This window comes from Cohnella sp. WQ 127256 (assembly GCF_024519285.1).
GTDB lineage: Bacteria > Bacillota > Bacilli > Paenibacillales > Paenibacillaceae > Cohnella.
In genome coordinates this window covers 54,326-76,548 of the sequence record NZ_JAMZCY010000001.1, presented here as the reverse complement: position 1 = coordinate 76,548, position 22,223 = coordinate 54,326, and the positions used below count along the sequence as shown (strand labels likewise).

General features: G+C 46.0%; 18 protein-coding genes. 3 read left to right on the top strand and 15 right to left on the bottom strand.

Going from position 1 to position 22,223, the window contains the following annotated elements; translation table 11 throughout:
* Nucleotides 1–13: 13 nt before the first annotated feature.
* The 7 genes from sufU to M1K58_RS00265 form a co-directional block, all read right to left on the bottom strand.
* Entirely contained in the window at nt 14–463 is a 450-nt protein-coding gene (gene sufU / locus M1K58_RS00295; RefSeq protein ID WP_256756676.1) for a Fe-S cluster assembly sulfur transfer protein SufU, read from the bottom strand.
* Complete coding sequence (locus tag M1K58_RS00290) at nt 447–1,676, bottom strand: cysteine desulfurase (protein WP_256756675.1); 1,230 nt, start codon at nt 1,674–1,676, stop codon at nt 447–449. The genes sufU and M1K58_RS00290 overlap by 17 nt, the downstream gene beginning before the upstream one ends.
* 2 nt (nt 1,677–1,678) lie before the next feature.
* Nucleotides 1,679–2,983: a Fe-S cluster assembly protein SufD gene (sufD, locus tag M1K58_RS00285; protein WP_256756674.1), complete on the bottom strand. Its 1,305-nt coding sequence runs from the start codon at nt 2,981–2,983 to the stop codon at nt 1,679–1,681.
* Nucleotides 2,984–3,002: 19 nt separating this feature from the next.
* Nucleotides 3,003–3,782, bottom strand: a complete 780-nt coding sequence (sufC, locus tag M1K58_RS00280) for a Fe-S cluster assembly ATPase SufC (protein ID WP_256756673.1) — start codon at nt 3,780–3,782, stop codon at nt 3,003–3,005.
* 164 nt (nt 3,783–3,946) lie between these two features.
* Entirely contained in the window at nt 3,947–4,519 is a 573-nt protein-coding gene (locus M1K58_RS00275) for a DUF1802 family protein (RefSeq protein ID WP_256756672.1), read from the bottom strand.
* A 49-nt stretch (nt 4,520–4,568) separates the two neighbouring features.
* Nucleotides 4,569–5,915 (bottom strand): DUF4179 domain-containing protein, encoded by a 1,347-nt coding sequence (locus M1K58_RS00270; protein WP_256756671.1) that lies wholly within the window; start codon nt 5,913–5,915, stop codon nt 4,569–4,571.
* Complete coding sequence (locus M1K58_RS00265; protein WP_256756670.1) at nt 5,905–6,441, bottom strand: sigma-70 family RNA polymerase sigma factor; 537 nt, start codon at nt 6,439–6,441, stop codon at nt 5,905–5,907. Before M1K58_RS00265 ends, M1K58_RS00270 begins: the two co-directional genes overlap by 11 nt.
* A 272-nt stretch (nt 6,442–6,713) precedes the next feature.
* Between M1K58_RS00265 and M1K58_RS00260 the strand changes: the two genes are divergently transcribed.
* Nucleotides 6,714–8,462, top strand: a complete 1,749-nt coding sequence (locus M1K58_RS00260) for an alpha-glycosidase (RefSeq protein ID WP_256756669.1) — start codon at nt 6,714–6,716, stop codon at nt 8,460–8,462.
* A 92-nt stretch (nt 8,463–8,554) separates the two neighbouring features.
* On the opposite strand, the gene M1K58_RS00255 is transcribed toward M1K58_RS00260, so the two are convergent.
* From M1K58_RS00255 to M1K58_RS00235, 5 genes are all read right to left on the bottom strand, one after another.
* Nucleotides 8,555–9,955 carry a hypothetical protein gene (locus tag M1K58_RS00255; protein ID WP_256758175.1) on the bottom strand — a complete coding sequence of 467 codons (1,401 nt, stop codon included), beginning with the start codon at nt 9,953–9,955 and terminating at the stop codon, nt 8,555–8,557.
* 128 nt (nt 9,956–10,083) lie between these two features.
* Nucleotides 10,084–11,694 (bottom strand): alpha-amylase family glycosyl hydrolase, encoded by a 1,611-nt coding sequence (locus tag M1K58_RS00250; protein ID WP_256756668.1) that lies wholly within the window; start codon nt 11,692–11,694, stop codon nt 10,084–10,086.
* On the bottom strand, nt 11,691–12,521 hold the full coding sequence (locus M1K58_RS00245; RefSeq protein ID WP_256756667.1) for a sugar ABC transporter permease: 831 nt from the start codon (nt 12,519–12,521) through the stop codon (nt 11,691–11,693). The genes M1K58_RS00250 and M1K58_RS00245 overlap by 4 nt, the downstream gene beginning before the upstream one ends.
* Nucleotides 12,518–13,810 (bottom strand): sugar ABC transporter permease, encoded by a 1,293-nt coding sequence (locus M1K58_RS00240; protein WP_256756666.1) that lies wholly within the window; start codon nt 13,808–13,810, stop codon nt 12,518–12,520. The genes M1K58_RS00245 and M1K58_RS00240 overlap by 4 nt, the downstream gene beginning before the upstream one ends.
* Nucleotides 13,811–13,891: 81 nt before the next feature.
* The gene (locus M1K58_RS00235; protein ID WP_256756665.1) at nt 13,892–15,235 is read right to left on the bottom strand and encodes a sugar ABC transporter substrate-binding protein; all 1,344 of its coding nucleotides are present in this window, start codon (nt 15,233–15,235) and stop codon (nt 13,892–13,894) included.
* A 463-nt stretch (nt 15,236–15,698) separates the two neighbouring features.
* Between M1K58_RS00235 and M1K58_RS00230 the strand changes: the two genes are divergently transcribed.
* Together M1K58_RS00230 and M1K58_RS00225 are read left to right on the top strand one after the other, a co-directional pair.
* The gene (locus tag M1K58_RS00230) at nt 15,699–16,724 is read left to right on the top strand and encodes a LacI family DNA-binding transcriptional regulator (RefSeq protein WP_256756664.1); all 1,026 of its coding nucleotides are present in this window, start codon (nt 15,699–15,701) and stop codon (nt 16,722–16,724) included.
* A 70-nt stretch (nt 16,725–16,794) separates the two neighbouring features.
* Complete coding sequence (locus tag M1K58_RS00225) at nt 16,795–17,685, top strand: AraC family transcriptional regulator (RefSeq protein ID WP_256756663.1); 891 nt, start codon at nt 16,795–16,797, stop codon at nt 17,683–17,685.
* A gap of 140 nt (nt 17,686–17,825) precedes the next feature.
* On the opposite strand, the gene M1K58_RS00220 is transcribed toward M1K58_RS00225, so the two are convergent.
* The 3 genes from M1K58_RS00220 to M1K58_RS00210 form a co-directional block, all read right to left on the bottom strand.
* Complete coding sequence (locus M1K58_RS00220; protein ID WP_256756662.1) at nt 17,826–20,189, bottom strand: CBM35 domain-containing protein; 2,364 nt, start codon at nt 20,187–20,189, stop codon at nt 17,826–17,828.
* A 129-nt stretch (nt 20,190–20,318) separates the two neighbouring features.
* A complete protein-coding gene (locus tag M1K58_RS00215) occupies nt 20,319–21,218 on the bottom strand; it encodes a carbohydrate ABC transporter permease (protein ID WP_256756661.1) in 900 nt (299 codons plus the stop codon).
* Entirely contained in the window at nt 21,218–22,120 is a 903-nt protein-coding gene (locus M1K58_RS00210) for a carbohydrate ABC transporter permease (protein ID WP_256756660.1), read from the bottom strand. The genes M1K58_RS00215 and M1K58_RS00210 overlap by 1 nt, the downstream gene beginning before the upstream one ends.
* Between the last annotated feature and the right edge of the window lie 103 nt (nt 22,121–22,223).

Below are 22,223 nucleotides of genomic sequence, written 5' to 3'. Positions count from 1 at the left end.
TCAACCTCCTTGTTTATTCTTCTGTATCCTCATGCTTGCCTTTGCCCTGCTCTACGCCTTTGCGAAGCGCGTTCCAAGCCAATGTCGCGCATTTAATCCGTGCAGGAAATTTATTAACACCAGACAAGGCTTCTACATCTTCGTAATCCCCAAAGTCTGGATTCTCACCCTTCATCAGAGCAGAAAACTTATCCGCTAGCTGAACGGCTTCTTCAGCCGTCTTGCCCATCACAGCTTCAGTCATCATTGAAGCAGATGACATGCTGATGGAACAACCTTCACCGGTAAACTTGACGTTCCGAACGATTCCATCCTCCAACTGAAGCTGTAAGGAGATACGATCACCACATGTCGGGTTGTTCAAGTTAACCGTAACGGAGCCTTCATCTAGCTCGCCGCGGTTACGCGGCGTTTTATAATGATCCATGATAACACGACGGTACAAATCATCCAATTGACTCATAACCGAAAAACTCCTTTGTCTTAACCAGCGATTCGGCCAGACGGTCGACATCTTGCTCGGTATTGTATAAATAAAAGCTAGCTCTTGCCGTAGCACTCACGTTTAACCATCTCATCAACGGCTGACAGCAATGGTGACCCGCTCGAACGGCAATGCCCTCCGTATCCAGTACGGTTGCGACATCATGAGGGTGAACATCTCCAAGATTAAAGGTGATTAATCCTGCACGCTCTTCACGTGGTCCGAATATCGTCAAACCCTCAATGTTGGATAGCCTCTCCATAGCATACCGGGTAAGCTTTTTCTCATGCTGGTCGATATTGTGAAGTCCAACTTGCTCAAGAAAATCAATGGCTGCTCCAAGACCTACCGCACCTGCGATAATTGGCGTTCCACCTTCGAATTTCCAAGGAAGCTCCTTCCAAGTGGAATCGTGGAGCTCGACAAAATCGATCATTTCGCCGCCGAACTCAACAGGCTCCATACGTTCTAACAATTGTGCTTTCCCGTATAGTGCCCCGATTCCTGTTGGTGCGCACATCTTGTGACCGGAGAAGGCATAGAAGTCCAGGTTCAACGCTTGCACATCGACCTTCATATGTGGAGTGCTCTGCGCTCCGTCTACGACGATGATCGCACCTTTACGGTGAGCGATCTCCGCAATCTTCGCAATCGGGTTAATCGTGCCTAGAACGTTGGAGACATACGTAATGGAGACGATTTTCGTGCGCTCTGTCACCGTTGCTTCTACGTCTTCTAAGGTGATAGTCCCGTCCGGCTGCAAGGGAATATATTTTAGCGTAGCGCCCGTTGCTTTGGCAGCTTGCTGCCAAGGAATGAGGTTACTGTGATGCTCCATCGGAGTAATGACAATTTCGTCACCTTCGCGGAGCATCTGACGCGCATAACCTGTCGCTACGATATTCAATGCTGTTGTTGTTCCCCGAGTGAAAATAATTTCACGCGTAGATGCAGCATTGAGGAAGCGAGCGACCTTCTCACGCGCACCTTCATAAGCATCTGTTGCTCGTGAGCCTAGCGTATGAACACCACGATGAACGTTAGCATTGTCCCATTCGTAGTAACGTTTGACTGCTTCGATAACCGAACGCGGCTTCTGTGTCGTTGCCGCATTATCTAGGTATACGAGCGGATGACCGTTAATATCCTGATGAAGGATCGGAAATTCCGATTTCAATGCATTGGGATCCATAGTTAGCCCAGCTTTCTTTCGAGGATACTGTGCAATTGCTCGCGCAGACCTTTGAGCGGAATTTCTGAAACAACTGGATCTAAAAACCCGTGAATAATGAGGCGTTCCGCTTCTTGACGAGTAATTCCACGTGACATCAAATAGTATACTTGATCCGCGTTTACTTGTCCGACACTTGCTGCATGGCCTGCTTTAACATCATCTTCGTCGATTAATAGAATAGGATTAGCATCTCCGCGCGATTTCGGACTTAGCATAAGAACCTTCTCTGTTTGCTGGCCGTTCGACTTCGTTGCACCTTTCTCAATCTTCGTGATGCCGTTAATGATCGCTGTAGCCTCGTCTTTCATTACAGCACGGGTAATCATATCGCTCTCTGTATTGCGACCGAAGTGAACAGCTTGAGTCGTAAGACTCATACGCTGCTTGCCCGTTCCAACGGAAATAATCATGGAATTAGAGGAAGAACCGTTGCCTTTCAGCACCGATTTCGTATCTGTAATAGAGTTGCCATTGTGGAGATCCCCAATGATCCACTCAATACGAGAATCACTTTCCAGAATTGCACGACGGTAGGCAATATCGATTGCACTGCTGTCCATTTGGTGAACGGCTGCATATCTAACGACCGCGCCCGCTTTCGCGAATACTTCCACTGCGCTATTGTGCAGCAATGTAGTAGTCGTGTCTCCAAGAGAAGAAGCAACTTGCTCTACGAACGAGAAGTGACTGTTGCTCTCTGCGATAACGATAATGTGTGGCATAAAGGTCGCTTCAGCGTCGTCCGCGAATAGCAAAGCTTGGATCGGTGCTTCAATTGTCACATTCCGTGGTACGTAGAGGAATACTCCACCATTCCACAATGCAGCATGAACTGCAGCCAGCTTATGCTCTTCCTTCGTGTACGCAGTCATAAAATGCTTGCGAAGCAATTCCTCATGGTTACGTGCTGCATCTTCCATGCTGCAAAGAATAACGCCTTGTGCCTTCAACTCATCAGACAATTGTGTAAATACAACGGATGAATTGTGTTGAACGATCAAGGCACTGCTATTTTCTTCAGTCAACAATGCAGTAATCGCAGCCGGTAAATCCAATGCAGAGTTGACAGACTGTCCAGGGCGGTTAACGCCATATTGATCCAATGTCCAACGAGTAAGCGGAAGCTTCTCCGGCTTAGGCAGATTAAGTTCAGTTGCTAGCTGTCCAGCTTCTTCACGCAAAGCAACTAGCCATGCAGGCTCGTTCTTGCTACGTGAGAGTGCCGCTGCCGCTTCCCGTCCAAAGGAGGTAATTGGTGTACTCATGAATGCTATTCCCCCTTCTTTAAGCTTGGCCGACGGTCTCGTCGACGATGCCCAATTCTTCTTTAACCCAATCATAGCCTTCCGCTTCCAGTCGCGTTGCCAGCTCTGGTCCACCGGATTTAACAATACGACCTTGCATCATAACGTGTACGAAATCAGGAGTAATATAGTTAAGCAAACGCTGATAGTGAGTAATGATTAGAAATCCGCGATCTTCAGAACGCATAGCGTTAACGCCTTCAGCAACGATGCGAAGAGCATCGATATCAAGACCGGAGTCAATTTCATCTAGAATAACGAGCTTAGGCTCGAGCAGCAACATTTGCAAAATTTCGTTACGTTTCTTCTCGCCACCGGAGAAGCCTTCGTTCAGATAACGATGCATGAACTCAGGGTTCATCTCAAGTTCCTTCATCTTACCTTCCATTTGACGAACAAATTTAATAAGGGAAATCTCGTTGCCTTCTCCACGACGAGCATTAATTGCGCTACGCAAGAAGTCAGCGTTCGTTACTCCCGTGATTTCGCTAGGGTATTGCATCGCCAAGAACAGACCTGCGCGTGCACGCTCGTCCACTCCCATATCTAGTACGTCTTCGCCGTTAAGCGTAACGGAACCGTCAGTCACTTCATATTTAGGGTGACCCATAAGTGCGGAAGCCAACGTACTTTTACCTGTACCGTTTGGTCCCATGATGGCATGAACTTCGCCACCTTTAATTTTAAGGTCGATCCCTTTTAATATTTCTTTGCCCTCTATGGACGACTTTAGCCCTTGAATTTCGAATTGAGTAGACATTCTCTTACCTCCAAGTTTCTATGTGGATTTACCTTAATAATAAATCCTTCTTTATAATCATTTTAATTTGATTCTCAATGATTCTCAATAACAATTTTATGAAAGTTACATTAAAAAAGCAAACCGGGCCTTTTCCTGCTTAGGAAATGAGGTCCGGAATGATTTTATTTTGAGCTATTAATTTGATTTCGTACCGCTTCGACCTGCACTCCAAAGGCATTCTCACTCAATACCGGATTCATCGGTACGGATAAAACGTCTTCTAGCTCATGCCAAGATTTACAACCCCCATAGCTTTCCCGCATGGGAATGATTTGTGGGGTTTCTAACTTATATACCCGTAAAATTAATACGTGAAGCGGTTTTGTCTTTTTCCACTTCAACCGTTCTTCAGCATAGTCTTCCGTCCAGATGTGCAGATTATCCAACTTCCGTAGCGTCTCAACGTCTGTAATTTCAATATCCTCTATGACTTCAGCATAAGAAGTAATACGTACTTCATCCGTTAATTCCGCAGCTTCAGCAGCTGTCAAACTCACCAAGTCGCTTACCTCAGGTTTAACCAGGTTCGACCTTTGATGCTCGAACGAGGGGAATAAATAGAACTTCGGGCTCTCAAGCTTGAATTCCTTAGTCTCCTCGGCTATGCCGCCTTTGCGCAGGACGATGACCTGACGACCTTCCTCCAGTGCCTTCACGGCTACAGCCCATTCCCTTAATGCAACAGGTTTTTCCATCTCTTGCTGATCTCCTCTACCCCAACATTATGGCTACATTATATCATAGTTAGGGTTGCGGGAGGTCGATGCGCGCCTCTAACTCAGGGATATAGGTTCTCGGATACATCGGTCGAGTAAGGAACGTCACAGGGGTATCCCGTGAGAAAGGTTTGAATTCAGTCGCCCCCCCAATTGCCAATGTAATAATCGGTATCAGGTTTCCCTTATCGTCTTGGATGGCAAACCCTGCTCCACTTGTATTGGGCTGCTTCGTATAAACGACCGTCTTGTCAGCCAAGTATTCGATTCCTGTAATTTCCAATTGCCCTGCTTCTCCAATTGGTAGAATTAAAGGTTCTTCCACTGTCGGTTGTGTCACTAAAAGAGTATGAAAGTGATCCTCCAGTTCAACTTGCTTATTGTTCCGGAAGTCGTCGTAGAAAGGACGAATAATCAGTGTTTTTGCTTGATCAGTCACTGGGAGTAGATCCATATAATTTAGGTCATCGGCGCTTCTCGAGATGTGACTTCCGTAATGAAAGCCCTTGTCGTCGGTCACCTCTACCCCTACCCAAGATTGTTCGCCTAAGGCCCCCGCTTCGAAGTTAAACGAGAATTGAGTAGACACGCGCGAGAGAATCAATCTATTTACTTTAAGGGTACCCTCTTTGGATGTCTTCAGCAGGGCGGGACGAATCATAGTCGTGTCAGAGGTTACAGTTACCGGAATATCCAACGCCCACTTCCCCACTTGGCCTCCAATACTGGTGGCATTTACTTTCAGGTGGAACGACCGAGGAAGATAATCCGAGTAAGCTAGCTTCCATGTCCCCATGACTCCTTCGTATTGATTAGAATCGTATTTCTCGTAACGATGATTTAAGTTCCCCGGTTCATCCGAGGTAGCATACCCCACTCTCCCAATTTCCTTAGTATCCATGGCCAAGCTCGCATCCATCGAGAATCCGTCTATTTCCTTGTCCGATTTAACGGAATATCTTATCGCCACCTCGTATCCGTCATACGTAACGTCTCTTATCATTAGCGTAATTCCTTGGTCTGTTACGCTCGGTCCGTCTTTATTCACAACCGAATCTTCGAGTAGCGACCCCATCATGGGAGTCCCAATGAGCTCGGATTGATAATCTAAACGATTATGCTGCGGTAAACTCGCTATATCTGATTGTTGATCCCGTGAGAAAAGGAAGTAGCTTGCGAGCGTCCCTCCGACAATTGTGATGGATGCCGCCATAAGCGCCAATCTGCGAATCCGTTTTGTTCTGCTTTCAATCGCTCTTCTGTCTGGTAAGGTATGTAGCGTATTTTCAATGCGATTAGCCACGATAGATGGTAAGCTTAACGGCATGGCTGTCCCGCCGTCTTTAAGAAGTAAATCCAATTCATTAGAACTCATATCCAATCTCCCCTTTCTCCGGTAGATTCAACCACTTTGCCAAGTACCGCCTCGCCCGATGCAATCTCGACTTTAGTGTCCCTTCCGAAATATCCATCATCTCTGAAAGCTGTGAAAGTGGTAAATCTGCAAAGTAATGTAGCTTTACCAACGTCCTTAACGGTTCTTCAAGCCGTTCAACGGCCGCTTGTAAATCCAAGTCTGTCTCTGTCGACAGAGCCTTCTGATCCGGCAGTTTGTCCGATGGAGAGGTTCGCTTCTCCCTGCGATATAGCTGCTGACATTCGTGAATCAGAATCCGTAACAGCCAAGTCCGAAAATACGCTGGCTCTCTCAGCTTAGGGATACCACGATAAGCTTTCAGAATCGCCTCCTGAATTGCGTCGGCGCAATCTTCATCCTTGTTCAGCAGCGTTCGGGCCATTCCATATAGCTCATTTTGCATTTCACGAATAAGTCTAGCAAAAGCATCCCGATCGCCAGAACAAGCTAGCTGTACATCTGTTTTCCAAGCCAAGTCAGACACACGATTACCTCCGATCGTTTGCTGCTTCGTGTAGATTTATCATTTTATGTTTCTATAGAGTTAGATGTAGCACCGAGTTATTCGGTTCATTTTATTTTAATAGTTTCCATTGAATATATTATATCGTATACTAAGGTTATTAATTAGAAGGCCCTGTTGCCTAGTCGATGACTTAAGGCACAACCTCGGAGCGAACGTTCCCTGGTTGTGCCTTTTTTGATGTTTCGGGCAAACCATGATTCCTAATAAGTCAAATAAAGGAGAACATAATTATGCTTAAAGAAGCCATTTATCATCGCCCCAAGAACAACTGGTCCTATGCTTATGATCAAGAAACGATCCACATTCGCTTACGTACCAAACGAGATGATGTCACTCAAATATCCTTCATACACGGAGATAAATATAGCTGGCCTGTTATTGGTTCTAACTTACTAGAGATGCACATATTCGCACAGGATGCACTTTTCGATTATTGGCAGGTTGCCGTTAAGCCAACCTATCGCAGACTGAAATATGGGTTTCATCTGCAATCGAATAACGAGTCATTGTGGATGAACGAGCAAGGACTTCACGAGCATGAGCCTGATAATATTAATCTTTACTTCGAGTTTCCTTTTCTCAATCCTGCTGACGTATTCACACCTCCTGCTTGGGTTAAGGATGCCGTTTTCTATCAAATATTTCCCGAACGCTTCGCCAAAGGTGATCCATCAATCGATCCTAATAACGTAGAACCTTGGGGCGGGACACCCACAGCTAGAAATTTCTTCGGTGGAGACCTCCAAGGGGTCATAGACCATCTTGACCATCTAGAGAATCTGGGGATAAATGCTATTTATTTCAACCCCTTGTTCCAAGCTCTTACGAATCACAAGTATGATACAATCGATTATTTGAAAATCGATACGCAATTTGGAACGAATGAGAAAATGAAAGAGCTAGTCGACGCCTGCCATTCCCGTGGAATTCGCGTATTGTTAGATGCTGTATTCAACCATAGCGGTGGAAACTTCCCTCCCTTCCTCGACGTAAAGGAGAACGGTGCTGCCTCCATCTATGCGGACTGGTTCCACGTACGCGAATTCCCGTTGGAGGTTCAAGATCGTATTCCAACCTACGATACTTTCTCCTTCGAGCCCCACATGCCTAAGCTCAATACGGAGAATGCTGCCGTACAAGAATACTTACTGGAAGTTGCCCGCTACTGGATTGAAGATATCGGGGTCGATGGCTGGCGTCTTGATGTCGCCAACGAAGTCGATCATCAATTTTGGAGGCTTTTCCGAGATGTCGTTAAGAAGGTAAATCCTGATGCCTATATCCTCGGGGAAATCTGGCATGATTCCTTACCTTGGTTAAACGGAGATCAGTTCGATGCCGTTATGAACTATCCATTGACTGAAGCCATGCTCGAATATGCGGTACGAGGTACAAGAGATGGTCGCCAATTCACCGATCTAGTCGGTTATTTACTAGCCGCTTACCCACAGCAGGCAACTGAAGTCGCCTTTAACTTGCTAGGAAGCCATGATACCCCTCGATTGCTTACTTTATGTAAGGATGACAAGCGGAGGTTGAAGCTAGCTACAGCGATTCAATTCACACTTTCAGGAACGCCATGTATTTACTATGGAGACGAAGTGGGCTTGTCCGGGGAGCATGATCCGGGCTGCCGGAAATGTATGGAGTGGGATGAATCCATGCAGGATCAGGATTTACTCCTGTTTTTCACGGAATTGGTTAAGCTGCGCAAATCCCATCGTGCTCTACGTGACGGAGTATTCGAGGTACTGTATTCCGCTTCCGGCAACATGGCACTGGCATACGCTCGCGAAGCTGATGGAGAGAAGTTCATCATTGCTCTGAATGCGGGGGATGAACATGCATCTCTCGAATTTAATGCTGATAAAGACTCCTCATATGAAGTCGTTTTGGGTGAAGGTAGAGCAGCTGTACAAGAAAGTCGTTTACTCGTTACACTTCCTACGTTCGGCTTCGCCATCATCAAGGTCATTTAGTTCAAGCTCTCTCTATCAGAAAAAGCTGTCCATAGCTCTTCAGCATCCGGGACAGCTTTTTCTGATGAGCAATCTAAACCTGCTCTCTACTCTTAAACCAAGAACATAGCTACGATCGTAGTAACCGTTAAACCAATGAGCACTGGCTTAAGGTTACGTCGTGCAAGCTCGAACGGACTCACACCGCAGATCGCCGCTGCTGGGATGAGCGCCCAAGGGATCAGCGTGCCTCCACCAACCCATATGGCTGCGACTTGCCCAAGAGCTGTTAGCGTAGCTGCTCCCGACCCAAGAGCTGTCGAGAACATATGAGCAATCGAACCTACGAGAGAGATACCGGAGAAGCCAGAGCCGTCCAATCCCGTTATTGCTCCCGTTGCAGACAACGTAACGGATGCAACTGCTCCGTTCATAGGAACGTGATTGGCAAGTGCAACTCCGAGATCGTTCACGATCCCGTGTGAGCCTTGCAGCAGCCCGTCTCCAAACAAATCCTTGAAGGCTGCATCCCCCAAGTAGAAGAAGGCTGCGATAGGAATGACCGGTCCGAAAACACGAAAGCCAAATTGTAATCCTTCAATTAAATAAGAGGTCGTTTCCTCCAGTCCCTTGTTCCGGTGTGCAAGCATCGTAACCCCGATGAGAATGAGAACTGCGGTTCCCCCTATTAACGCAGTCGCATCTCCTCCCTGCAGATCATAAGCAAACATCACAGCAACATCGACCGCAAACAGAATGGGGATTAGAATAGCCAAAGCTCTCTTCGTTCTATGAGGTAAAGCAACAGACACCCCTGATTTGCTCAAACTATCCTCTACACCATTATCGACTAGCCCATCCCTCCACTTCCCGTTCTTCATATCCTTCCGCATCATCCAGAAGGCAACAACCGTCGTTACCAAACCCATAACAATGACGAGTGGAACACTCGCTTCCATTACACTATTTACTGGCAATCCTGCCGCATCCGCCGTGAGCTTAGGTGCACCTTGAATAATATAGTCCCCGGAAAGTGCGATACCGTGACCGAATAAGTTCATTGCGATAGCCGCTCCAAGCGCTGGTAATCCGACTCTTAATGCTACAGGAAGCAATACCGCCCCAATTAGTGCAACCCCTGGTGATGGCCAGAAAAACAACGAAGTAACCATCATAATGAGTCCGATTCCCCAGAACGCCATCGTTGGGGTGCGCAAAAATCCTGTAAGCGGCTTAACCATCGTTTCATTAATACCTGTAATAATGAGCACTCTACTCATCGCAACGATAATCGAGATGATGAAGATCGTTCCAAGCAATTCTTTGGTTGCGTAAATAAAGCTGTTAAAGATGCCCGATACCGAGCCACTTAAGCTTTCAGTAGCAATTAATCCAAGTGTGAATATACCGACAACACAAATCAGTGTTGTATCACGGCGTTTCACTAGCAACGCCAAAATAAATACGATAAAGGCTAAGTATACCCAATGCACTGCTGATAATTGAATATCCACCAAAGCCACTCCCCAGTCCTCCATGTAAGTGCTTTATTCTATGTAGAGGAATGGATAGGCGTTCGTGCCATTTCAAGACAACAAAAGCCCTACATCTGAAGGGGGTTCAGATGTAGGGCTTTCATTGTTCAAGGCTTCAAAATGACGGTCGTATAGGCAGGAATTGCTAGCACTTGATTATCAAATTTAGCATTCTGATTATTCGTTAGCACCAGCTTAGAGAACATAGTGGGCTGAGCTTCAGTAACATGCAAAGTTAATGTCTGAGGCTCCTTCGACATGTTGTGTAGCACCAATACCTGATCGTCTCCACTCGCTCTAATATACGAGGTTACGTAAGTATTGTCCGTATCGTAAGAGCCAATCGTCCCTTCCCTAAGTGCCTTCTCCTGTGAACGCCAAGAAATTAACGTACGATAATGATTAAGAAGCGAGTCGGGGGACTCCTCTTCTGCTTCTACGGAAGCTTCCTTGTCTCGATACATCGAGGCTTCCCAGGTCGTTTGTCCAGGTGTTCCTTCTTCACGCGTCCATGGAAACGGTTCGCGGAGTCTCTCATCAGGCTTCATCCCGCGCACGCCTAACTCTTCACCATAATAGAGAAACGCATTGCCAGGCATCGTGAGTAGAAGCGAAGCCGCCATCTTGGCATGGTCGACATTATCTCCAACGGCGCTCATTACGCGAGTTTGATCGTGGTTAGATAAGAAAGGCGCATCGACAAATTTACCATTCGACGTTTTCCCGAAAAACTCATGTATACGGGACAAAGTAAATCCTATACTCGATGCTTTTTCCGAGGCTGCTGTACTGAGCAATGTCCCCGCTAGGTCAAAATTAAATGCTGAATCTAGTGCATTATCCAGATATGGAGCAATTATTGCTGCCCCATCCCATACTTCTCCGACTAAATAGGCATCCGGATTAACCGTATTTAAGCCTTGCCTAAACTCCTGCCACCAGGCTTTATTTTTACCTTGAATGGCGGGTGTGGCAATCGTAGATCTAAAATCTCCAAAAATATGCTTCGCCGCATCTAAGCGAAAACCATCAACACCCTCCTTCAACCAATATTGGCCGATAGAGATCATCTCTTCGCGAACTTTTGGGTTATCAAAATTCAGATCCGGCATCCCTTCCCAGAAAATGCCAAGGTATTGTCCATTTTCTGAAGGATGCCAAGCAGCATTACCGGTTGCTCCATCCGAAGGCTTTGCGCTTTCCGCATCGTCTGCCCACGTATACCAATCACGGTACGGACTTTCCTTATCTTTTGCCGAATCTACAAACCACGGATGCTCCACGCTAGTATGATTAACAACTAGATCCATTAGGATGCGAATGTCTCTCTTGTGAGCTTCCGCAATAAGCCTTTTGAAATCATCTAGCGTGCCGTATTCAGGATTAATCCCATAGTAGTCGGTTACATCATAACCATGATAACTCGGAGATGGCTGGATCGGCATTAACCAAAGACCATCAATGCCAAGTCGATCAAGATAATCCAGCTTATCGGTCAATCCGTTTAAATCTCCGATTCCGTCTCCATTCGAATCCGCGAAGGATCGTACAAAAACTTCGTAATACACATTTGTTGGCCCTGCTTCTTCTACCTTCGGGGGGATAGGTTGAAGGACTTGGGACGCTACAGATGAATCCGCTGGGGGAGCAGATGTACATCCGGCAAGCATCATAGTCGCCGTTAAGAGCACAAGCGTGTACTTCAGTGTTATCCTCATCCTTTGGATGCTCCTGCAGTTAAACCATCCACTAAGAACCGTTGCGTATACATGAACAACATCGTAATTGGGATCGCCACTAGCACGCAGCCCGCTGCGAACAACGTAAACTCAGTACTGTTGTAGGCATCAACAAGATTCCATAACCCTACAGCTAGCGTCCAGTTTTGCGGCGTTCTAAGAATGGCTCTAGCGAAGATGAAATCTACCCATGCTCCAGCGAAAGTCGTAAGTGAGATATACGTAATGATCGGTCTCGACAATGGCATGATAATGCGAGCAAAAATCGTCATATGACTAGCCCCATCAATTCTAGCTGCTTCTTCCAGGCTCCGTGGTATCGTATCGAAAAAGCCTTTAGCCACGAACATTCCCAGAGCGGCACCTGCAGAATAAACAAGAATAAGCGCCCAGAGAGAATCGAGTAGATCCAACGTGTTAAGGATGGTGAATATGGCAATTAAGCTCAAGAATCCAGGAAACAACCCAAGGATCAAAACCATCATCAGCATAGGCTTACGACCCTTGAAACGGAATCTTGAAAAGGCGTAAGCCGTCAAGAGTTGGATTAATGTACCTAGCACCATACTGGCTACTGCCACTTTCAACGTGTTCATATACCACGTCGCGTACGGAATTTGTCTATCTGTTCTCTCTACAAAGAGATCGCGATAGTGAGCAAACGTCCATTTTTTGGGGAGGAATGTATCGCTAAACAAAGAGTTACCTTCTCTGAAGGAGGACATAATCGTCCATAAAGCTGGATAAATACAGGCAAGAGCGATCAAAATCAACAATACATAACTGAAAAATATACGCGGCTTCATTGGATCATATCCTCCTCCTTGTATGATCTGGTTCTGCTGTAGATTCCGATCGACAAAGCAGCAATCATTAGGAATAACAGAATGGCCACAGTGGCAGCCATATTATACTGATTGAAATCTAACGTCAGCTTGTACAACCAGGTGACTAGTAGATCCGTCTTTCCAGCATTGTTGTACTCCATCGTCGCTGGAGCTCCTCCGGTAAGCAGGAAGATTACGTTAAAGCTATTAATATTACCTGCGAACTGAGTGATTAATATTGGGGCTGTTGCAAACATGACAAAAGGCATCGTAACATTACGGAACTTCATCCAAGCGGATGCTCCATCTACTTCTGCCGCCTCGTACAAATCTTTCGGAATTGTCGTCAAGATCCCCATAACAAGTACCATCGACACCGGTATTCCAATCCACATATTAACAACGATGACCGACACTTTAGCCCAAAAAGGATCATTAAGCCATGGCAAGCCACCTAGACCGAAATATCTAAAGTATTGATTAATCGGTCCGAATTTTTCGTTAAGCATATTCCTCATAATGAGCAAGGATACAAATTGCGGAATTGCATAAGGAATAATAAATAACATTCTCCAGAAGCCCTTTAATTTGATTCCCGTCTGATTAATAAGCAGAGCAACTAGAATGCCACCAAAATAACAAGTGACAGTTGCTAATACCGCCCAGACTAGCGTCCAACTAAAGACACCAACAAAAGTATCACTCCAAGAATTCATAGTGAACAGCTTCTTGAATGTGGCAAACCCAACCCAATCCACCAAATTTTTCGGCGGTATATGATTCGGCGACGCATAGTTGGTAAAGGCGATCAGGGATGTAAACACAATTGGCATAATGGTGAAGAACAGAACACCAAGAATCGGCAGCGCCAGAAGTAACCAAGGGAATAAGTTATTGCTTAGGCCCTGAACTTCACTGCCCTGATCCCGTTTACGGCCTACAAAAATTGCATCGCGGATATTCAAAATATAGAAAGCTAAAAACAAAGCAACGATAATAAGTGAAATTACTCCGTATATCATCATGAAGATGGAGTGGTCCCCAGGTACATTTTTGAACAACTTTCCAACCTTCTCTAAATGCTGTCCTTTGTCTCCCAGGGTGTATAGTCCCTTCAAATCGGGATACAACTTGGTAACGAATAAATAAATCCCAATTGCATGAGTGAGGACTAACAGCAGTCCTTTAACATATTGTCGGTTATACAACTGTCCTAATCCTGCAAACAAAACCGAAAGCCAACCCGCCGATACCGCATTTCGTTTCACCTTGAGCCATCTCCTTTCTGAACCCATATCACCCGCCCGTAGTGGGCGGGTGAATGGTATATATTTATAAGAATGGATGTATTATTTCGATGCTGCGATGCCGTCTTTCATTTTTTGTGCCCAATCGTCCATCGTTTTTTGAGGATCTGATCCTTCATTCCAGAGGGAAGATAGTGCAGCTTCATGAGTGGACCAGAAAGCATTAAATTCTGCAATTTTAGGCATTGGAGTGGAGTTGTCAAACTGTTTTAGGAATACACTTGCAAATGGATCGGAGCTTACTTTTTCACTTGCAGCAACGTTTTTGTTAGCTGGTAAGCTTCCGAACAATTCGAAGTTCTTAGCTTGGAACTCTTCCGATGTGAGCAGTTGTGCGAATAATTTGGATGCGATTGGATACTTCGTGTTAGCGTTAACGAGGAATCCTTTAACACCGGAGAATGGTAGCATCGGCTTACCATTTGGCAGGGTTGGATATTCCATTACACCAAGGTTTTTAACGCCTTTCAGGAATTCCTGCGTTTGCCAAGGACCACTTACGTTCATTGCTAATTTACCTTCAGTGAAAAGGCTTGTTTTGATATCGGCTTTGATATCTCCTGTTTTGATCGGAAGGATTTGATTTTTCAAGCCTCCGAAGAACTTAGCTGCTTCTACTCCGCCAGCATTATTCAGACCAATGTCACTAGCATCAGTACCGTCTTTGCCGAAGATGTATGCGCCATAACCTCCGAAGATGCCCCAGTTCCAATATCCATTACCAGCTTCCCACATGATGCCGTATTTCGAAGCTTTTGCATCATTGAATTTTTTAGAAAACTCGATAACGCCATCCCATGTCGTCGGAGCAACTCCGGCCGTATCAGGGAAAAGATCTTTGTTATAGAATACTGCTGTTGTCTCTACGGACAACGGGTATCCATACATTTGGTCGTCAATTGTCCAAGCTCCAACCGATTTATCGGAGTTGTTAGCAATGGATTCTTCAGCGTGGATATCATTCGGAAGAATAACACCCGCTTGAACCGCTGAGCCTAGACGGTCATGAACCGCTGCGAATACGTCAGCGCCGACTCCAGCAGGACCATCAGTGATCATCTTTTCAATTGATTTATCCGGACCTACATCTTGGAATTCAATATCGATACCGTATTTTTCTTTGAATACTTTTCCAGCTTCATCAACTAATGCACGTTCACTAGCAGAGTACCAAACAACCAGCTTCGCGCCAGCTTCAGGCTCATAAACTTCTTCAGCAGGAGTTTCTTCAGCAGCAGGCGCACTTGCGCTTTCAGTAGCCGCTGGAGCGCTTGCACTCTCACTTGGCGAAGAAGATGCATTATTGTTTCCTTTGCCTCCACATGCAGCCAGTACGAATACCATTGCGAACACTAGAGACATGACCAACCATTTTGACTTGTTCATTAAACTTTAAAACCCCTCTCTGGATTTAGGTTTAGTACGTCACACTGTTCCGAATGCCGTAAATTCCATAAGAACTCATACCTCGCATAATTTGTGCAAACGTTTGTACTAATTTGCATAACGATTACTGAAGGACAAGAAATCCTATGAAATCAGCATCTTTGGAATAATGTAAGCGCTTTTTAGATCTAACCTCATGATAACCGATTTCAAAAAAAAGTAAATCGTTTGCACAAGGTGAATTTTACCAAATAACCTTTTTTATCTTCTGTTTTCTCGTAAATACTATTATTATCGAACAAATACGCTCATTGATTGTTTGTGCCAATAATGGCACTATGTAATCGCATCCAATCGCATATTTTAGTGCCATATAGCATAAAGTTCTTACTCATTACTTATTCAGTTAATTTAAGTTACAATAAAGCTAACTATCATTAATTAAAAAGGAAGTTGTCCTTAAATGAATGTAACCATTAAAGATGTGGCAAAAAAGGCCGGCGTTTCACCCTCTACCGTTTCTAGAGTTATTGCTGACCATCCGCGGATTAGCAAGGAAACGAGTAGAAGAGTAAAAGAAATCATGGAGGAGCTTGGTTATCATCCCAACTTAATGGCGAAAAGCCTTGTTTCCAGAACGACACGCACGATTGCGGTTATTTTACCTAAGCCTGCAGAAGAGCTTCTCTTAAACTTTTTCTTCTATGAATTAATAAGAGGGGTTCTCGCGCAACTAACACGTGCAGGTTATGACCTGCTGATGGCAGGCGGTAGCAATGAACAGGAGGAATTAGAAACAGTCACTCGGCTTGTTAGAGGCGGACGAATCGATGGATTGCTGCTGCTTTATTCACGTTCCTCTGATCCAATCATTCATTTTCTAAGGAATGAGAAGGTTCCATTCGCGCTCATTGGTCGCAGTCTCGACTATGAGGATGTTCCTTCCGTTGATAACGATAACGTCCAAGCCGCTTATGATGCGACTAATCACCTAATCGCTCAAGGCCAGAAGAGAATCGGATTTGTTACAGGCCCTACTAAGCTTGCGATGACACAGGACCGTATGATGGGATACTCCAAAGCACTTGCGGAGGCAGGTCTTCCATTAAAACAAAGCTGGGTCGTCGAAGGAGAGTTTCTGCTCGAAAGCGGCTATCGCGCCATGGCATCCATTATGTCGCAGCCTGAACCCCCAACCGCACTAGTCGTCATTGACGACGTTGTGGCTTTTGGGGTACTGAAAGGTTTAGCTGAGCTCGGCTATCGAATCCCTCAAGACATCGCGATCGTCAGCTTTAACAATATCGCCTTAGCCGAATTGACAATGCCACCCATTACAAGTGTGGACGTTGGAACATATCAGCTTGGCTATACCGCGTCACAAATGGTTCTTCGGATGATCCAACAAGTCGATATTACTGCTCGTCAAATCATCCCGCATCGACTTGTTGTACGTGAATCGTCCCTTCGGACTGTTTCACACGTTTAAGAGTCGTGCTGCAACAATCGATCATGTATAATATCCCTAACCTACTTGATGGGAAGGGTGAGCTGTCGCCTTGCGATTTATTAAAACCGACATCCTAAAGCCGTTAGAATTTCTATCCGCAGGACAGTTCCATTCCCCCTCCCCTTGGACCCACTCACACCGCACGATCGATAGCTATGAGATCATCGTCGGCGTGCGTGGCAAGCTGTACATCGAGCAAGGGGGAGAATGTTATGTCGTTGAACCTGGCACCGTCCTTCTTCTTCCTCCCGGCATTCCTCACTCGGGTTATCAGCCTAGTGATGGTGAGTTATCCTTCTATTGGTTTCACTTTTTATGCCAAGATCCTATACAGTTTTGTGGTGAAGACGAATGGGAGCAATCTCGTCAGCTTCGCCAATCGAATGAATTTCTCTCCTCCATAAGCGACTCTCTCTTCCTCCCTATGTTTTTCCGACTAAGCAGCATTGAACGTATTGACGTATTATTTCAACAGCTTCAGCATTTGGCGAATTCAAAGCTCCACTACCAACGAGCCCTACACTACGCAGCTACCTCGATTTTACTTGAGCTCGCGGAGCAGGCAGAGGCTAATCATATGCGCAAAGCTCACTTTGCCCCAGACCCTCTCGTCTCCTCCATTGTGGAATGGATTCGAGTACACGCAGCTGAACCCTTAACTGTTTCATTTATCGCTGAGAAGTTCGGTTACAATCGCGATTACCTTTCGAGGATATTCAAGAAAAATATGGGGATGAACCTACAGGAATTTATTCATGTTCAGAAAATGTCAAAGGCAAAGTCTCTCCTAACGAATTCAAACCGAACGATTAAGCAAATTGCCTCTGATATTGGCATGTCCGACGGTAAATATTTTATTAAGCTGTTTCGCAAGTACGAGCATTTGACCCCTACGGGCTATCGCAATGCCTATTATCGTAAGCATTTGAACATCAAATAGCGGTGCTCAGGTCTGCCAAACGCAGTAGGAATCCTCAGGATATGCCATGAACTCCCTACCTCGAGCAGTAGCATGACCCCGCCACCAACTTGGCAACGGGGTCATGTTTGATTATTCCTCGCAGGAATGAGATTCGCTCATCAGTAGCCGAAAACCCTCCACTGCTCGATACCCGTAGAATACGAAGCCTTAGCTGTAATATTCAGACGTATCTTGGTCGTATTAACCGACGTAAACGTCGTTACGTTATACTGGTTGCCCAGGACACCAAGCCCCACAGGACTGGCTACGTTCACCCACGCGTTTCCGTTCCAATATTGAATCGAATACGACGCCGGCGTATCGATGCCCTGATCATCGTCGAACCAATACACCTCTACCTTCGATAACGTTTTGCTGGAGCTAAAATCGTATTGCACCCATTGCGTTGTACCCGGATTGTTCCAGTTTCCGTAGACGGGATGCCCTCTATCGCTCGAGCTTGTCACGTTATATCCGTCATTCAAGCCCAACAAGCTTTCCCACGAGGAGACAAATGATGTCGAAGCCGTACCTTGCGATGCAATATTCGTTGGCGTAGGTGTTGTTGTTGCAGGATCCAGCTTGATATAATCCAACTCTGCGTAACCTGTCGTCCCTTTGGTTAATCGGATCGTATTGCTTCCGGTGTTCAAGTTGACGGTGATGACTTTGTCGCCAAATTGCCCCCAGCCCGTCGTGGCCGGGTAGCTTACACTTTGCGAGGCACTCCCGTTAACACTGAGATTGTGCATTGAATTAGACCCTGTGCCATTTGCGTAACGAATCGTCATATTATAAGTGCCGGTACTAGCCGCTTGTACGGTAAACTGAACATAGCTGGTCGCATTATCGATTCCCCCGACATAGGAGCCACCAGACGCACTCGTGCCACTGTAGACAACCGCACCATTAATCGTTGCAGCTTCAGCCTCGTAGTTACTTGTTCCCGTCGCACCCCCGGTGCTTATCGTAAATGTCTTCGTCACCGGCGAGCTCATAGCATCATAATCCCGGAGTTGAACAGTAAACGTATTGGATGATTGCGCCTGACTATTCGATACCGTACCGCTAATCGTTCCAGTGAATCGATCCAAGCTCAAGCCCGAAGGTAAAGTCCCGCTCGTAATGGTCCAATCATAGAACGGCACGCCACCTTTGACTGTCAGCTTCTGACTATAGGCTTGCCCCTTCGTTCCCGCAGGTAGTGAGGCTGTAACAATCGATGGAGCTAGGAACGGCGTCAGGTTCTTATTGAGCTTCCAGCCCGCATTTTCCGCGATCAGGAGTGACAGCTTCGTATGCATCCACCTCGTAGGATGGAACATATTGTTCCTACCGCTCCCCATCCCACTTAGTCGGTCAAAATTCGCAGGATCCGTATCTGGAATATGGTAGCTGTTGTCCAGCGGAACAGTGTGCCCCATATAGGCCACGACCTCTGGATCGTTCCCTGCAGAATTGTAGTATGCGGCCATTCCAGCCCAATCACTATGGAAGGCCACGGCATGGCCGAATTCATGCATAATAAGTCCCAATACATCCGTCTGGCAGTTAGACGTACAGATTGCACCCGGCATCTGCGATAAATACCAATCTTCATCGTTCAAGGAAGTAAAGCCTGTGAAGTTCGGGTAAAAATCCAACACGGTCCCCAAGGATCGGTGAATAGGACCCGCAACCTGCACACCTGCGCGTTTGTGATAATTGCCATTAGCAGCTGGCCAGCCTGTAGAGTAGGGATCGTTAAGCCCCCTGAAGACGATCCACATTCCGTTGTATGCCGTATTATTCGTCACGGTAATCGGATTAAGCCAATTATCTCCGGGAATGGAGATGCTCTCTGCATTGGCTGGAACCGTATCAAAGGAAGCCATATCGAAAAAGTAAAACCAATCCTTCACCGCTTGCTCTGCCGCTGCTTTCGTGGCTGGATCGCTGAAATAATTTTTTATCGTATCGAAACGGTAGTCGAATAGTAACGGCATCGTAGGTTCCGCATTATCATCTTGGTCCAATACCCTTATCGGAATGGTTTGTGTAGATTGCGTACCGTTATTCTGAGCCACGCTTAGAGACAAAGTATAATTCTCGATTTCGTTTGGCCCACCGATGCGGTCTGGATGGATTTCTAAATAAAAGGACTTCTGCTCGGTCGTATTGGCGAATGTTAATACTTTCGTTGCTCCGGTTGCAGACAGTGTGCTCGGACTATCCATCATCAATCTGGAGGTTCCTTGAGCCTTAAGAGTAATCGTAACTGGAAAGACAGCACTCGATGGGGGTTTTACAGTAAGCTTCACATGAGGGTTCGCGAGATAGCCTTGCCAATCTAGTAGATCAATTCCATAATCGTTAATGGTCCTCCCGAAATTATCCACGACTTCCGCATAACTTGTAGCCGCATTTGCCTGCCGTATCGACCCGAAGCAAAACAAGCTAACGACCATCGCCAAGCTCAGTACAAATGATATGACCTTTTTCATCGTCAATACCCTCCATTCGTATTTTTATTTTCGTTACGGAAAAAAAGCCGAATACCGTCTCGACAACTTTGTCTAGGATGGCTCGGCTTAGGGGTAATGAATGGTACCCCAACTTTGATGTGATTTTTACTAACCTTTAATTCCCGTCAACGTTATCCCTTCAATGAAATAACGCTGTCCGATAAAGAACAATAAAATGATAGGAGCAACCATAGCCATTGAGGCGGCCATCAAATACCCCCATTGCGCGTTGTATAGCCCTTTAAAGGTTGCTAGACCCAGTGCTAGAGTGAAATTTTCCTCACTGTTCAAATAGAGAACAGGCTCCAAAAAGTTATTCCACACATCGATGAAGGTGAAGATACCGACGACGATCAATGCTGGCGTCGAGAGAGGAATGACGACCCGCCATAACACAGTTAAGGGGGTCCCCCCGTCCATGTATGCCGCCTCGTCCAGCTCCTTCGGGATCGACATGAAAAATTGACGCAGGAGGAAAATCTGAAATGCACCTTGGCCGATATATGCCCCTCCTCCGAACCATGCCGGCACGATGAGAGGCAATAGCGAATCCAACGCATTGAGCTCTCTCCAAAGGATGAACAGTGGAATGATCGTAACCGCGCTAGGAAGCATCATCGAACCGAGGACACCTGCAAAGACGACATTTCTCCCCGCCCAGCGCAATCGTGCTAAGCTATACGCCGTAATCACACTTGTTACCAGAACACCTGCCAGCACGAATACTTCAATCGTCATCGTGTTTAAGAAATAGGTTCCGAACGGGACTGTCGTTAATGCTTCTGGGTAATTGCTCCACTGAAAGGGATCAGGAATCCATTGTGGTGGAAAAATGAAGATTTGGGCGTTATCCATTAAGGAGCTACGCAAGAGCCACACGAGCGGCATGATCATCAAGAGGCTTCCAATAATAAGAATGAAATAGGTGACCAGCCTTGCAGGCTTCTTAATAAAGCCGAGAGCGGTGACCTGCCTTTTAGAGCGAACAATGACCGATACATCAGACATTATTTATTGCTCCCTTCGTAATGCACCCATTTTTTGGATGTTTGGAAAATAATGAAGGTGAGTGTCATGACGATAACGAACAATATCCATGCCAATGCAGAGGCATAGCCGATCTTCGTCTCAGTGAAAGCCGTTCGGAATAAATAGTACACGTAGAACAGTGTCGAATTATTGGGTCCACCTTGCGTCATGACATAGGCTTGGTTAAAGGCCTGGAAGGATCCAATGATCATCATAACAAGGTTAAAAAATATTGTCGGAGTCATGGAAGGGATCGTGATGTGGTAAAACTTCCGCCAAGCACTTCCGCCATCAACTTCGACCGCCTCGTAGAGATGGGCTGGGACCGCTTGCAATCCCGCTAGGAAAATAATGACTGTATTCCCTACGGACCAGGTACTCATGAGTACGATCGACGGAATCGCGGTCGCTTCATCGTAAATCCAACGACTCTCGGGAAGTCCCAAGCTTTCCAGTATGGAATTTAACAATCCAAAATCAGGATTGAACAGCCATAGCCACAGCATCGTGCTTGCGATACTTGGAACGATAGTCGGTAAATAGAAGATCGTGCGGAACACCGATAAACCTCTCACCTTCTGATTCAACAAAAAGGCGATCATAAATGCGATTGCGAGACAGATAGGCACACTAAACAACGAGTAATATGTCGTTACGTACAGCGATTTGGTGAAGGTCGGATCATTGGTCAATATGGTTTTATAGTTATCGAATCCGATAACCGTCATTTCGTTGCCTATTCTCCAATCGGTAATACTGAAAAAAAACGAAGCTATAACCGGTACGACTGTGAACATCACCAACCCGATCATGGCTGGCAGTGCTAGAAGGATTCCCCACTTGCGCTCCATACGCAGAATCCCCGATTTATTTCGTCTCATCCGCGTTCATCCCTTTACGGAAGTTTTGTCATACCTAGGTGGCGATTGAACGTAACGACGGGAACAACACTGCTCTCGTCGTCACGTCCCTCCCCATGCAGTC